Origin of the sequence: Halomonas sp. McD50-4 (assembly GCF_022348135.1) — a bacterium.
Taxonomy (GTDB): Bacteria; Pseudomonadota; Gammaproteobacteria; order Pseudomonadales; family Halomonadaceae; genus Vreelandella; species Vreelandella piezotolerans.
Genome location: NZ_JAKRFG010000017.1, coordinates 1 through 14,122 on the forward strand (window position 1 = coordinate 1; position 14,122 = coordinate 14,122).

The window sequence follows — 14,122 nt, forward strand, 5'->3', positions numbered from 1 at the left end:
GGGGAAGTGTGTCTGAACGACGGGAAGTGGTTAAAAAGTAGGCAGTTTAAACCGTGCCAATAGGTTTTTAGTAGCATTACGTCTTGGGTAAGATACTTGCTGAGGTGCTATGAGAAATCCGGGCTAGCCCCTCCTCAAGAAGACGATGAGTTTCAGATTATCTTTCGTTTCGAAAACCAAGCCTCGCTGGCCGCTTGGGAGCACTCGGCATCGCGTCATGCGTGGCTGGTGCGTGGCAAAGGGCTATACGATGCACCCCACGAGCACCGCGCGACGGGACTGGACACGTGGTTCAACGTAGGGCCGGGTGTTACACCGCCCCGCTGGAAGCAAGCCGTGGCCGTATGGCTGGCTTTTTTCCCGATTTCACTGCTGTTTCAGTGGCTCTTCGGCGGCGTACTCGCCGATTGGGCGTTAGTGCCCCGCGTTCTCGTCAGCACCTTAATGCTAACGCCAGTCATGGTGTTCGTATTCATTCCACTCTCGACGCGTTTATTGGCCCCTTGGTTACAGGGTAAATGGTCACCACTGGATCTTTTGGCCCGTTTGAAACAGCAATATAGGGCATAGGGCGTGATCATCGCACTGAGACGCTCTTTTAATATTAAAATATCAATAAAACAAGGGCTTATCACGTTATGCCTACAAGAGGCGAAAAGAGATTTTCGCCTCTTGTTGCATTTGCACAGTGGCTTCCGCTTTCTCCATGAGGTTCAACGCCGTAATAGTGCTAAGCTGAGATGGCTTGCAGTCAATGGATAACTGACATTCACTTATAGTGAGTGAATCAAGTCGCCTTATGGAGCCGTTATGATCCGCGTTCACCATCTTGAAAAGTCTCGCTCGCATCGAATTTTATGGCTTTTGGAGTCATTAAATCTCGATTATGAGTTAGAAGTGTATCAACGGGATAGTAAGACGCAGCAGGCGCCGGAGGCGTTAAAAAAAGTGCATCCGTTGGGAAAGTCGCCGGTCCTTACCGATGGCGAGTTAACGATTGCGGAGTCGGGAGCCATCATCGATTACGTGGTGAACCGTTACGATGATGGCCAGCGTCAGCCGACCGCCAATGCGGGCGAGGAGTGGGTCAACTATCGTTATTGGCTACACTACGCGGAAGGCTCGTTAATGCCGTTATTGGTCATGGGGCTGGTGTTCAGTCAAGTGCCCAAACAGTCGCCTTGGTTCGTCAAGCCACTGGCCAAAGGTATTAGCGATACGGTGCGTAAGCGTTTCATTCAGCCTCAGCTAACGCAGCATATGGACATGATCGAGCAGCATCTTACAACCCGAGGCCATTTTGCAGGCGAGTGGCCCAGTGGGGCCGATATTCAAATGAGTTTTCCGCTGCAGGCGTTAAAAGCGACGCAGTCGCTGTCCGCTTATCCCTCTATCGCGGCGTTCGTGGATCGAGTAGAGAGCGATCCTGCATGGAAGCGCGTGGTGGAGCGTGCGGGACCGTTAACCATGCCGGGTGAGTAACGCCTACTATGCGGCACAAGGGAGTGTTCGCGGTGAACCGGATGCCAAGCAACCGTTCTGCCAAGCGCTTGATGGGCGCTACCTTCGGGTCTATGGCACTGCTTGTGTGTCTAGGGTGGAGCGTTGCGGCGCAGGCAGATATTCCGTTGCGAGTCGGGGTTTACCATAATCCGCCTAAACTGTTTGTGGGTGAGCAGGGCCAACTGCGTGGCGTGTTGGGTGAGCTGTTGGACGCTATGGCCCAGCAGGAGCAGTGGCAGCTCGAGAGCCACCTGTGTGATTTTCAGCAATGTTTGACGCTGCTGGAGCAGGGCGAGATCGATCTATTGCCCGACGTGGCCTGGAGCGAAGAGCGAGCAGGGCGTTTTGCGTTTCACCATGAGCCCGTCATGCATAGTTGGTCCCAGCTCTATCAAGCCAATAATCCTCGTGTGGAAGCCATCCTCGATTTAGAGCAGCAGCGCGTCGCCGTGGTGGATGGATCGATCCAGCAGAGCTACCTGGCTGCTGTGACCGAGCGCTTCGGTATTAACGTCATCTGGATGCCGGTGGATAGCTTCGCTGCGGGATTTCAAGCCGTGGCCAACGGCGAGGCGGACTTGGTGGCTTCCAACCACCTTTTTGGCGACTGGCGGGCGAGAGATTATGGTCTGCGCGAAACGCCGATCATTTTCCAGCCTTCTCGGCTATTTTATGCCGCCTCGCCCTCCTTTGCCGTTGATAGGTTAGAGCGCATCGATGCCACGTTGCTCGCCTGGAAAGACGATATGAACTCGGTGTATTACGACATCCTGAGTGCTTGGCGCTCGGGCAGTCGAGTCGATACGCTGGTCCCAACGTGGCTTTGGTGGGTCTTGGGTGGGTTACTCATCGTACTAGTGGCCGCGGTGGTGGCGACGTTAACGCTCAAACGACGTGTGACGATCAATCGCGCCAAGCTTTCCACCAACGAACACCTATTGGCGACGATACTCGACAGCGTCGATGCCTACATCTATATCAAAACGCCGTCGCTCGAATATCGTTACGTCAACCGGCAAATCAGTGAGCTGTTCCAACGTTCTCCCCAAGAGATACTCGGTAAGCGTGATGATGCTTTTTTCGATTCTGGCAGCGCGGCCGAAATGGCCGAAAACGATCGACAAGTGCTGTCGTCGGGCAAAAAAATAACGGTCGAAGAGCATAACGTCCTGCAAGGTGAAGAGCGGGTGCGCACCTTCTTATCGATCAAGATGCCTTTGGAGATGTCTCCCGGCGAAGCGCCGTGCCTGTGCGGGATCTCCACCGAGCTGACCGAGTACTTGGAGATGCAGTCGCGCACCCATCACCTAGCGTTTTACGATGCGCTGACGGGACTACCCAATCGGCGTTTGTTGATCGAGTCGCTGGCAAAGGCCACCGACCCGGAAGAGGAGGGTGGCGGTTACAGCGCCGTGCTGATCGTAGACCTGGATAACTTCCGTCTGGTCAATGACATCCAAGGCCACGAAAGTGGCGATCAGCTGCTGGTCAATGTGGCGCAGCATCTCAAACAGCGCTTGAGTGACGATGCGACGCTGGCACGTTTTAGTAGCGATGAGTTCGTCGTGCAGGTCAACGGGCTGGGGGAGCGGCAAAGTGAGGCCGCTGCCCACGCCGAGCGACTGGCCCGCCAGCTGCTGGAAACGGTGTCGCAGTTGCGCAACGACCGTGCCCTGCCGATTAGCGCCAGTATTGGTATTACGCTTTTCGACGGCGCAGGACAGGGCGTCAATAGCGTGTTGCAGCAGGCCGACATGGCACTGCAGCAGGCCAAGGCCGCAGGGGGGAATACGCTACGCTTCTTCAATGTCGACATGCAGACCAGCGTGCTGGAGCGGGCAAGTCTCGAAGGTGATTTGCACCAAGCCCTGTCGCGTAACGAGCTGGCGCTGCATTATCAAGTGCAGGTCGACCATCAAGGCGCCACTATCGGTGTAGAGGCGCTATTGCGCTGGTACCATCCGCAGCGCGGTTGGGTATCGCCAGGCACGTTTATTCCGTTGGCGGAAGAGAACGGTTTGATCGTGCCCATCGGCTATTGGGTGCTGCAGTGCGCCTGCGAGCAACTGGCCAAGTGGTCGCATCAGCCTGCCTATGCAGGATTGACCATTTCGGTGAACGTCAGCTCGGTACAGTTCCAGCAACCTGAATTCGTGCGTAACCTCGAAGGGTTGCTGGCACAAACCCAAGCACCGCCGGGTCGGCTGGTATTAGAAGTGACCGAAAGCCTATTGATGCGGGAGCCCACGCGCGTGCGCAATACCATGCTCAAACTGCGCGCGCAGGGCATTCGTTTTGCATTGGACGATTTTGGCACTGGCTATTCTTCGTTGAGTTATCTAAAGCGCCTGCCCTTGGACGAGCTGAAGATCGACCAATCCTTCATTCGCGAACTACTCACCGACAAGACCGATGCCGCCATCGTGGACACTACCATCCTATTGGCGGTCAGCCTTGGACTGACGGTGGTCGCAGAAGGCGTCGAGAAAAAAGAGCAGTTAGACTGGCTAAAAGGCCACGGCTGCTATCGCTATCAGGGCTACCTGTTTGGTCGCCCTACGCCCATCGAGTACCTGTTCGAGAGCTATTGAGACACACCGCTTGTCGAATCATGATGCCCCTATAACAAAATGCCCACCCAGGTGACCTGGGTGGGCACTACGCGAACACTCAGAAGGACGCTAGCCAAAAACGCCGAAGCTTCCCGCGTTGAGCCACATGTGTACCGCGATACTGGCGATGTAGCCAAGCAAGATCACCGGCGACCAGCGCAGGTGGCCCAAAAAGGTATAGGAGCCGCGCGCTTGCCCCATGACCGCCACCCCGGCGGCGGAACCAATCGACAGCAGGCTACCGCCGACCCCTGCCGTAAGGGTGATCAATAGCCAGTGACCGTGGGACATGTCCGGCTCCATGGTGAGCACCGCAAACATCACTGGGATGTTATCGACCACGGCCGAGACCACCCCTAGGGCAATGTTGGCCCAAGTAGCGTTCCAGCCGGTATAGAGTGCTTCCGAGAGCAGACCCAGGTAGCCCATGAACCCCAGGCCACCGACGCACATCACCACTCCGTAGAAGAACAGCAGCGTGTCCCACTCGGCACGTGCCACACGGCTGAATACATCGAAGGGCACTACGCCGCCAAGCTGCTCCAACTTCTTGTTGTCGCCCAGGCGGCTGTAGCGTTCACGTTTGCGTTCCAACGAGCGGGGCAGACTTTGGCGCAGGTAGTAGCCAAAGAACTGCAAATAGCCCAGCCCTGTCATCATGCCCAAAACCGGCGGCAGGTGGAGCAGCGTATGGCAGAGAACGGCCGTGACGATGGTGAGCAAAAAGAGCGCGATGATACGCCGCGCGCCGCGCTTCAGTTGAACGTCCTCATACACGCTGCTGGGCTTTTGATCCTTGATGAACAGACTCATTACCGCCGCAGGAATCAGGAAGTTCACTAGCGAGGGGATGAACAGTATAAAGAACTCCTGGAACTGGATGATACCGGCCTGCCAGACCATCAGTGTGGTGATATCGCCAAAGGGACTAAAGGCGCCACCCGCATTCGCCGCGACGACGATGTTAATGCACGCCAAGTTGATAAAGCGTTTATCGCCTTCGGCCACTTTGGTAATGACCGCGCACATCAAAAGAGCCGTGGTCAAGTTATCGGCGATGGGCGAAAGAATGAACGCCAATCCCCCGGTCAGCCAAAACAGCGTACGGTAGTTGAACCCTTTGCGTAGCATCCAAGAGCGCAACGCATCGAAGACACGTCGCTCTTCCATGGCGTTGATATAGGTCATCGCCACCAACAGGAACAGCATTAGCTCGGTAAACTCCAGAAGCGTCACGCGAAACGCGTACTCGGACGTCTCCGACATCCCGTTCTGAACGTATACCCAGCCAATGAGTCCCCAGATGATGCCCGCGGCCACCAACACCGGCTTGGATTTGCGCATGTGAATCTTCTCTTCGGCCATCACGAGCGCATAGGCCAGTACGAAGACCACCACGGCAATATAGCCGACGGCTGATGTGGTCAAATCCACATCACCGGTGACCGCAAAGGCCGCTGGAGTGAACAGTAATAGTAAGGTCGCTAACAAAAAAGGCCAGCAACGAGAGTATCGAGGCTGGCCTGGGTCATGATGTAGCGTCAACATGGCGTGTTTATCCTTATAATGGGTTAAAAGAAGGGGGAATAAGCGCCGCCAGTTTAACAAGCTATATTGCGCCGCAATACGGAATTAAACCGAATGAATACGGCGTATCGCTTAGTAATGACGTCTTTTTTTAGGAAATTAACCGTTCTGCTAATAGTAAATTATGCTCAGTAGTGTAAGAAATTTAGCGGATTAAACCAAAGACGAAGATAGTGCATCGACCGAGTAGACGAAAGCGCGCTGCCTGGGTCGATGCGTGGTTCAATGAGTGGTTCGATGATTGGTTAATCGTGGTGGGTCGTGAGTGCCTCTTCAAGCCACCCTTGCTTCATTTGGGGCACCGACGCCAACAGCTTTTGCGTGTACGCATCGAACGGTGAGCTCAACACGGTGTCACGCTTGCCGTAACGCACCACCTGGCCTTGATGCATGACTGCAATGCTATCGGCAATCGCCTTGACGGTCGCTAGGTCGTGAGTGATGAACAGATAGGCCACGTTCTCCTGAGCCTGCAGCCGTAGCAGCAGCTTGAGAATGCCATCGGCCACCAGCGGGTCGAGCGCGCTGGTGACCTCATCGCAAATGATCAGCTTGGGTTTGGCGGCCAGCGCACGGGCAATGCACACACGCTGCTTCTGCCCGCCCGAGAGCTCGGCCGGATAGCGGTCGATGAACGCTTCTCCTAACTCGATGGCGTCGAGCAACTCGATGACGCGTTCACGGCGTGCTTTGCCTTTCAATCCAAAATAGAACGTGAGCGGGCGGCCAATGATGGTTTCCACCGTGTGGCGCGGGTTCATGGCTACGTCCGCCATTTGGTAGATCATCTGCAGCTCGCGCAGTGTCTCTTTGCTGCGCTCGGCGAGGGTGTGGGGCAGCGGCGTCTCTGCAAAGTGCAGCTGGCCCCGATTGGGGGGCAGCAGCCCGGTGATGACCCGCGCCAAGGTCGATTTACCCGACCCGGACTCGCCCACGATGGCCAGCGTCTGGCCGGCGCTCACCGACAGAGAGATCGTCTCCAACACATTGAGGCCGCTCTGATGATAGGCCGCGCTGACATCCTCGACCGCTAGCAGCGGCGTAGGTGAAGGCGGTTTTGGTGTATGCGCGATGGAACGTACCGCGACCAGCGCTTGTGTATAGGCTTCCTGGGGCGACTCGATGATCTGTGCCGTGCTGCCCATTTCGACTTTCTCGCCCCGGCGCAGCACGAGAATGTCGTCCGCGACTTGTGCGACCACGGCGAGATCGTGAGTAATGTAGAGCGCGCCAACCCCCGTGGTGTGGATGGCCCGCTTGATGGCCGCCAGCACGTCGATTTGCGTGGTGACGTCGAGTGCCGTCGTGGGTTCGTCAAAAATGATCAGGTCGGGTTTTGGGCAGAGCGCCATGGCGGTCATGGCGCGCTGTAGCTGCCCGCCCGATACCTGGTGGGGGTAGCGGCTGCCAAAGTGTTCCGGGTCGGGTAAGCCGAGTTGGCCGAACAGCTCTACGGCGCGCGCTTCGGCCTCTTGGCGTGTCGCCAGGCCATGCAGCAGCGTGGTTTCGATGACCTGCTCCATCAGCGTTTGGGCGGGGTTGAACGCCGCCGCCGCTGACTGCGCCACATAGCACACCGTTTTGCCGCGCAGCTTGCGCAGCGCTTTGGGGGTGTCTTGCAGAATATCCCGGCCGTTGACCCACACTTCGCCGCTCAAGCGAATGCCGCCACGCCCGTAGCCCGCGGGTGACAGGCCAATGGTCGATTTACCCGCACCCGACTCGCCGATCAGGCCCAGCACCTTGCCGCGCTCCAGGGTGAAACTGACGTCGTCGACGATGGTGATCTCCTGCGGCGCCTCACCGGGTGGGTAGGCCGTGGCGTCGATGGTCAAATGGCGAATGTCTAACAGCGTATCAGCCACGGCGGCCTCCTTTTAGATCGGTGGTGTGGCGTAGCACCCAGTCCGCGACCAAATTCACGGAGATGGCCAGCAGCGCGATGGCCGCCGCAGGAATCAGCGCGGCGGGTACGCCGAACACGATGCCCTGGCGGTTTTCGCGCACCATACTGCCCCAATCGGCTTCCGGTGGCTGAACGCCCAGACCCAGAAACGATAGCGAGGAGAGGAACAGCACCGCAAAAATGAACCGCAGTCCCAGCTCGGCCACCAGCGGTGTGAGGGCGTTGGGCAGTATTTCGCGGAAGATGATCCAGCCTTTACCCTCACCGCGCAGGCGCGCGGCTTCTACGAAGTCCATCACGTTGATGTTCACGGCCACCGCCCGGGAAATACGGAACACGCGGGTCGAATCCAGCACGCCCATGATCACGATCAGCATGAGCACGGTGCTAGGCATCACCGACAAAATGACCAGGGCAAAAATGAGCGTCGGTATCGACATGACGATATCGACGCCGCGCGAAATGAGCTGGTCCACCCAGCCCCCGTAGACCGCCGCCAGGATGCCCAGCACCGAGCCAATGGAGAACGCCAGTGCCGTGGCGAGGGCCGCAATGGTCATGGTGGTGCGCGCGCCATGTATGAGGCGTGAGAGCAGGTCGCGGCCCAGATTATCGGTGCCTAGCCAGAACTCGGCCGATGGCCCCATCCACATATCGCCCACGCTTTCGGACATGGGGTAAGGCGCGAGCCAAGGGGCAAAAAGCGCCATCACTAAAAAGCCGAACGTGAGCAGCAGGCCGATCAGCGCGGTCACTGGCATCCGTTTCAGCAGCGTTAAACATATCGACATGGTGTTGCGTTCCTGTCTGGTGACGGTGTTCAGCGGTTTATTTGGGGTGGCGCAGTCGCGGGTTGGTGACGATGGCAATGATGTCCGCCAGCATGTTGAGCCCGATGTAAACCGCCGCGAAGAGGAGCCCGACCGCCTGCACCACCGGCACATCGCGTTTGGACACATGGTCGATCAAATACTGCCCCATGCCCGGGTAAACGAAGATGACCTCGACCACGACGACGCCCACGATCAAGAAGGCGAGGTTCAGCATGACCACGTTGACCACCGGGGCAATGGCGTTGGGAAAAGCGTGTCGCGCGATGATGCGAAACAGCCCCAGGCCTTTGAGCTCCGCCGTTTCGATGTAAGGTGACTGCATCACGCTTAAAATGGCCGCCCGCGTCATCCGCATCATATGGGCGAGAATCACCAGCGTTAACGTCGCAGCAGGTAGGGCGATGGCATGTAGGCGCTCGCCCAGGCTCATGCCGCTATATACGGTGGAGACGCTGGGGAACCAGTTGAACTTCACGGCAAATAGGTAGATCAGCAGGTAACCGATGAAAAACTCCGGCAGCGAAATGGCCGTCAGCGTGGTGCCTGAAATCACCCGATCTGGCCAGCGGTTTTGGTAGCGCACCGCCACGAGCCCTAACAAAATCGCCAGCGGCACGGCGACCACCGCCGTCCAAAAGGCCAGAAATAGCGTATTGCCCGCACGGCCCCAAAGCGACTCGCCAATATCCTGACGATTGGAGAGCGCCGTGCCCAAGTCGCCTTGCAGTATGCCGCCGAGCCAGTCGAGGTAACGTAGCCAAGCGGGCTGGTCGAGACCCAGCTCGCGGCGCAGGTTGTCCACGGCTTCGGGTGTGGCGCTCTGGCCGAGAATGGACTGTGCCACGTCGCCTGGCAGCAGCTGCGTGCCGACGAAGATTAGCACCGATACGGCCAGCAGCAGTAACAGGCCCAGCGCCAAGCGCTGGGCAATCAGTTTGATGACAAAGGTGTTCATAGCAAGGTCCGGTTTAGGAAGCCAACCAGCACTTCGAGAGTGCAAAGCCCGCCATCATCTCGCCCATGGGGTGCGCTGACCAGCCCCCGACGCTATTTAATGTCGCTTCGATGTAGTCGTTGAACATCGGCAATATCAAGCCACCTTCATCGCGCACCATCATCGCCATGTCGTGGTAAAGCTCGGCACGGCGGGTGGTGTCCAGCTCGCCGCGGGCTTCACGCGCCAGGGCATCGAAGTCATCGCGGAAGAAGCGCGTATCGTTCCAGTCGGCGCTGGAGATATACGCCGTCGAGTACATCTGGTCTTGGGTGGGGCGGCCGCTCCAGTAAGAGGCGCAGAAAGGCTGTTTATTCCACACCTCTGACCAGTAACCGTCGCCGGGCTCGCGGCGAATCTCCATATTGATGCCTGCCTGGGCGCAGCTTTGCTGGAACAGCTGTGCCGCATCGACGGCGCCAGGGAAGGCAACGTCCGAGGTGCGCAGGACGATGGGGCTACTGTGGCCCGATTTTTTGTAGTGATAGTTGGCGCGTTCGGGGTCGAATTCGCGCTGAGGAATGCTATCGGGGAAGAGCGGGTAGGCGGCATTGATCGGAAAGTCGTTCCCCACGCTGCCATAGCCGCGCAGAATGCGCTCGACCATGTCGTCACGGTTGATCGCATACTTGAGTGCCAGGCGGAGATCGTTGTTATCGAACGGTGCCGTATCGCAGTGCATCGGAAACACGTACTGCGCGCGTCCCGACGTATTGTTGATGACGATGTTGGGCAGGCGCTGCACCATCTCCACGACGCGGGGCTCGACGCGGTTGATCATGTGAACCTGGCCACTCTGCAGGGCAGAAATGCGCGCGGTGGGGTCGTTGATGACGGTGATCTCGATCTGATCGGCAAAGCCGTACTCGTCGGGGTTCCAGTAGCCCTCGAAGCGCTCGGCGATCTGGCGCACGCCGGGTTGGAACTCCACGACCTTGTAAGGGCCGGTGCCGATACCCGCTGCCGGGTCGTCGATGCCGCCACCGGGCTGGATCATCAGGTGGTAGTCAGACAGCAGAAACGGCAGGTCGGCGTTGGGTTCGAGCGTCACGATCGTGACTTCATAGGTGTCGGTGGCCTGGATCGATTCGATGCCCCGCATGATGCCGAGCGCACCCGATTGCGAGTCCTCGTTCGAGTGGCGCTGCAGCGTGGCGACGACGTCTGCAGAGGTCATCTCCTGGCCGTTGTGGAACTGCACGCCGCGACGCAGTTTGAAGACCCAGGTACGCGCATCCGGCGAGGACTCGACGCTTTCCGCAAGGCGGGGCGTTAGCTCGCCCTCTGGTGAAACGTTGGTCAGGGCCTCGCCCCACGATTGGCCAAACGAGTGCTGCACTTGGCTGGTCCAGCTCGCCGGGTCGAGGCTATCGGTCGATTCGCCGCCCTGCATACCGGCCTTCAAAATGCCGCCGCGCTGAGGCGTACCGGTGTTGGCAAACGCCTGGCCTGACAGCAGCGAGGCGGCAAAGGGGGCGGCCATGCCAAGGGCCATGGCGCGGCGCATGAAGTCACGTCGCGACAGCTGGCCTTGGGTGGCCTGTCGAGCTAAAGCGGCCATCGATGGGTGCATGTGGGTGGGTGCGTTGTGTTCTTTTTTCATGCGTTGATTCCCTAGGTTGGTTTAACGAGGCGAGGTGCCAAAGGCCAGTGTGTCGTAATCGCGAATCACGTGAGCGGCGAGTGTCAGGTGCTCGCCGCTCAAATGGGGCGCCGCACAGATGCCGATACCGGCCCGAAGGCCTGCGGCTTTTCCCATCGCCATATCGCCATTGGAGTCGCCAATGATGAGCGTACGCTCGGGTGTGACGCCAAGCTGCTGACAGGCAGCGAGCGCCATGTCGGGGAAGGGCTTGCCACGTGGCACTTGGTCGTGCCCCAGCACCACGGAAAAGTGGTCCGCAAGCGAAAGAAGGGAGAGATGACGCAGGGCGTTGCGATGATCATCTGATGTCACCACCGCCAATTGAACGCCTGCATGGCGAGCGCGAGCGACGAAGCCGAGAAGTCCCGCCACGGGGGTGACGCAGCGCGACCAATCGAGCGATGCATCGAGCGACTGGAGCGCGTCGTGAGTGATTTCCGTTGCGTCGTTCCACGCCAAGCCGCCCTCGAACAGGCTGAGCGCCACGATGGTGACAATGTCGTCCAGCGAGCCAATGGTGAGCGGCCCGGTCGGATCCCACAACCGGGAGTCGGGGTAGATCCCCACGCGACGATAAAGCTCGGCAAAAGCGAGGGGCGGGGGCGGGGCGGTGACGAAAACGTGGCGAGGCGGCGGTTGACCGTGGTGATGAGCTGATCGAACCAGCCAATCCAGAGGTCACCAAAATTGAGTAGCGTGCCATCCTTATCGAATAAAATGGCATCGATGGGGTAGGTAACACCTTGTACGTTGAGTTGGGGCATGTGGTTTGATGACGTTGAAACGCCTTCTCTTTTAGTGGCGGGCGCACTGAGCCATCGCCAAGATTTTTTTTGAACGTTCAATCGAAAAAGTGATTTAGCCTGGGTAATCCCACCGTTGATGTCAAGTTGATGACAGCCGATGCACAGCGCACAAAAGACGCCCATTTGGGCGAGCGCCATCTAGCGCTAAGGGCGACTAACGCAAGGGAGAATATGCCGCTATGCTAACGGTGTTGTGTGTCACGCGAAGGGTGACGAGTCGATCCATCAGGCCGAGAAGGCCATGATTGCAAAGGACGTTGAATGCGTGCCCGTATATGCTCTTTTTTTCGCCTTGGTAGTGTACTGGCGCTCGCGCTGACGATGGCGAGCCTGGGGCCCGTGGCCCAGGCGCAAACACGGATGACTTACAAGTCGGCGCTCGCAGGGACGGCCTACCATCAAATGGGGAGCGAGCTTGCCCAGGCCATTCGACAGGGAAGCAACGAGACGCTCTTGCTGACCAATGAAGAGAGCCAGGGCTCGGTACAAAACATTCAAGAAGTGATGAATCGGCAGGAGCGCTATGTGTTTACCGCGCCCCCTGCGCTCGTCGCTCAAGCACAGGCGGGCGAAGGTGTCTTTGCCAGTCATGATAGCGAACGGTTCGGTGCCATTCGCGGACTGTTTCCCGTGCCATCGTTGACCATGCATTTCGTGATGGCAGGCGATGACGGTACGACCTCGATCGATGCGCTGAGCGGCAAACACGTGCTGATCGGGCGGGGCACCTTCAGCGCAGGTGAAGCCGCACGCTACTTCCGGTTGTTCGGTTTGGAAGACAGCGTGCGCCTAGCGGATGCGTCGATCACCAATGGCCCTGAAGCGCTTCGGGAAGGCCGAATCGATGCGTTCGTCACGGCCAGCTCCTACCCCACGCCGAATGTCATCGAAACGGCCTCGCTCGTGCCCATTACCCTGGTGAGCTTTACCGCTGAACAAATCGCTCAGACGGGCGCCGTGCCTCAGGTGATTCCCGGCGGCACCTACCCCGGCATCGCTCAGCCCACGCACACGACGTCGATGCCGGTAGTTGCCTACACCACCGAGCAGATGGATGTAGAGACGGCCTACCGCCTCACGAAGCTCTTCTGGGAGCAGCAGCCTTGGCTTGCAGAGCAGTCCGCTTGGTGGGGAAGCGTCACACCGGATCTGCTCACCCACCTGACGACCCCGCTTCACCCAGGCGCGCGACGCTACTACGAAGAAGCGGGTATGGAGCTGCCTGCCCATGTGCGTTAAAAAATCGTAAAGCTCAGCGCAATATAGGCTGCATAGCCGCCCAGCAGCGCTGCGCCTTCCCAGCGTGACAGGCGCATGCCGGTATAAAGAAACAGCAGGAGAAGAGCGGCCGAGCCGAGCATGACCCATTGATCGAACTGGCTGACTCGCTCGGCAATGGGCAGTGGCTGCAAACAGGCAGAGATCCCCAATATCCCCAGGACGTTGAAGATATTGCTGCCCAGGATATTCCCGACGGCGACATCGGCATGACGGCGGAGGGCCGCAATCACCGAGACGGCCATCTCCGGCAGCGACGTGCCGACCGCAACGATGGTCAAGCCGATGACCGCCTCGGAAATGCCCATGGCCTGGGCGAGACCAATCGCACCATAGAGCAGTAGCTGCGAACCGCCAATCAACATGCCAAGGCCCACGACCAGCGCGACGCTGATCATGACGGTCGACGTAGGAATGGCCGTGACTTCCTCCGCTTCGGCGGCGTGCATCTCGCCTTCGGGCAGCGGCTGTTGTCGCTCGGTGCGGTAAGCCCATACCAAATAGGCGGCGAGGGCCAGCAGCAGCAGTGCAGCCTCCCAGCGGGCCAGTTCACCGCTCCAGGCAAGTACGATGAATAGCACGCTGGCGCCGACGACCACGACGCCATCTCGCCTTAGCGCCAGAGGTTGAACCGTCATGGGGCAAATGGCGGCACATAGCCCTAAAATCAGTAAAATATTGCCGATATTGCTGCCGACGATATTGCCCACGGCGATATCGGGCTGCTCGCGTATCGCGGCATCGATCGAGACCACCAGTTCCGGGGCCGAAGTACCGAACCCCACGACCACCAGCCCCGTCAGCAACGGCGATACCACCATACGCTTGGCACCGGCGACGGCGCCGCGTATCAATGCTTCCCCTCCACCGAACAGCAGCACGATACCGGCCAGTAAGCTCAACCCATACAGCATGTGTCATCTTCCTTTTGATACGCTTGGTCGTTTGCCAAGCTTAG

11 protein-coding genes are annotated in these 14,122 nt (G+C 58.5%); 4 read left to right on the forward strand and 7 right to left on the reverse strand.

Annotated features, from left to right (window positions below; translation table 11 throughout):
• The first annotated feature begins 96 nt into the window (after window positions 1-96).
• The 3 genes from MHM85_RS16515 (at window position 97) to MHM85_RS16525 (ending at window position 4,094) form a co-directional block, all read left to right on the forward strand.
• Entirely contained in the window at window positions 97-570 is a 474-nt protein-coding gene (locus MHM85_RS16515; RefSeq protein ID WP_239286475.1) for an antibiotic biosynthesis monooxygenase, read from the forward strand.
• Between the two features lie 240 nt (window positions 571-810).
• Window positions 811-1,482: a glutathione S-transferase gene (locus MHM85_RS16520; protein WP_239286474.1), complete on the forward strand. Its 672-nt coding sequence runs from the start codon at window positions 811-813 to the stop codon at window positions 1,480-1,482.
• A 92-nt stretch (window positions 1,483-1,574) separates the two neighbouring features.
• Window positions 1,575-4,094, forward strand: coding sequence for an EAL domain-containing protein (locus MHM85_RS16525; RefSeq protein ID WP_239286476.1), 2,520 nt, complete (start codon window positions 1,575-1,577; stop codon window positions 4,092-4,094).
• A 90-nt stretch (window positions 4,095-4,184) separates the two neighbouring features.
• Here MHM85_RS16525 and nhaD read toward each other — a convergent pair whose 3' ends face one another.
• From nhaD to MHM85_RS16555, 6 genes are all read right to left on the reverse strand, one after another.
• A complete protein-coding gene (nhaD, locus tag MHM85_RS16530) occupies window positions 4,185-5,663 on the reverse strand; it encodes a sodium:proton antiporter NhaD (RefSeq protein WP_139527941.1) in 1,479 nt (492 codons plus the stop codon).
• Between the two features lie 284 nt (window positions 5,664-5,947).
• Window positions 5,948-7,567: an ABC transporter ATP-binding protein gene (locus MHM85_RS16535; protein ID WP_239286473.1), complete on the reverse strand. Its 1,620-nt coding sequence runs from the start codon at window positions 7,565-7,567 to the stop codon at window positions 5,948-5,950.
• On the reverse strand, window positions 7,560-8,399 hold the full coding sequence (locus MHM85_RS16540) for an ABC transporter permease (protein WP_153843172.1): 840 nt from the start codon (window positions 8,397-8,399) through the stop codon (window positions 7,560-7,562). Before MHM85_RS16540 ends, MHM85_RS16535 begins: the two co-directional genes overlap by 8 nt.
• 37 nt (window positions 8,400-8,436) lie before the next feature.
• A complete protein-coding gene (locus tag MHM85_RS16545; protein ID WP_139527944.1) occupies window positions 8,437-9,396 on the reverse strand; it encodes an ABC transporter permease in 960 nt (319 codons plus the stop codon).
• A gap of 13 nt (window positions 9,397-9,409) precedes the next feature.
• Window positions 9,410-11,038 (reverse strand): ABC transporter substrate-binding protein, encoded by a 1,629-nt coding sequence (locus MHM85_RS16550; RefSeq protein ID WP_231125598.1) that lies wholly within the window; start codon window positions 11,036-11,038, stop codon window positions 9,410-9,412.
• 21 nt (window positions 11,039-11,059) lie between these two features.
• The gene (locus MHM85_RS16555; RefSeq protein WP_239286472.1) at window positions 11,060-11,647 is read right to left on the reverse strand and encodes an HAD-IA family hydrolase; all 588 of its coding nucleotides are present in this window, start codon (window positions 11,645-11,647) and stop codon (window positions 11,060-11,062) included.
• A gap of 500 nt (window positions 11,648-12,147) precedes the next feature.
• On the opposite strand from MHM85_RS16555, the gene MHM85_RS16560 reads away from it, so the two are divergent.
• Window positions 12,148-13,125 carry a TAXI family TRAP transporter solute-binding subunit gene (locus tag MHM85_RS16560; protein WP_219862501.1) on the forward strand — a complete coding sequence of 326 codons (978 nt, stop codon included), beginning with the start codon at window positions 12,148-12,150 and terminating at the stop codon, window positions 13,123-13,125.
• Here MHM85_RS16560 and MHM85_RS16565 read toward each other — a convergent pair.
• Window positions 13,122-14,078, reverse strand: coding sequence for a calcium/sodium antiporter (locus MHM85_RS16565; protein WP_219862504.1), 957 nt, complete (start codon window positions 14,076-14,078; stop codon window positions 13,122-13,124). The two genes, MHM85_RS16560 and MHM85_RS16565, sit on opposite strands and share 4 nt — an antisense overlap.
• Between the last annotated feature and the right edge of the window lie 44 nt (window positions 14,079-14,122).

Excerpts from the sequence above, each read along its gene's own strand:
- MHM85_RS16520 (WP_239286474.1), top strand. The coding sequence starts at position 811 with ATGATCCGCGTTCACCATCTTGAAAAGTCTCGCTCGCATCGAATTTTA.
- MHM85_RS16525 (WP_239286476.1), top strand. The coding sequence starts at position 1,575 with ATGGCACTGCTTGTGTGTCTAGGGTGGAGCGTTGCGGCGCAGGCAGAT.
- nhaD (WP_139527941.1), bottom strand. The coding sequence starts at position 5,663 with ATGTTGACGCTACATCATGACCCAGGCCAGCCTCGATACTCTCGTTGC.
- MHM85_RS16540 (WP_153843172.1), bottom strand. The coding sequence starts at position 8,399 with ATGTCGATATGTTTAACGCTGCTGAAACGGATGCCAGTGACCGCGCTG.
- MHM85_RS16545 (WP_139527944.1), bottom strand. The coding sequence starts at position 9,396 with ATGAACACCTTTGTCATCAAACTGATTGCCCAGCGCTTGGCGCTGGGC.
- MHM85_RS16550 (WP_231125598.1), bottom strand. The coding sequence starts at position 11,038 with ATGAAAAAAGAACACAACGCACCCACCCACATGCACCCATCGATGGCC.
- MHM85_RS16560 (WP_219862501.1), top strand. The coding sequence starts at position 12,148 with ATGCGTGCCCGTATATGCTCTTTTTTTCGCCTTGGTAGTGTACTGGCG.
- MHM85_RS16565 (WP_219862504.1), bottom strand. The coding sequence starts at position 14,078 with ATGCTGTATGGGTTGAGCTTACTGGCCGGTATCGTGCTGCTGTTCGGT.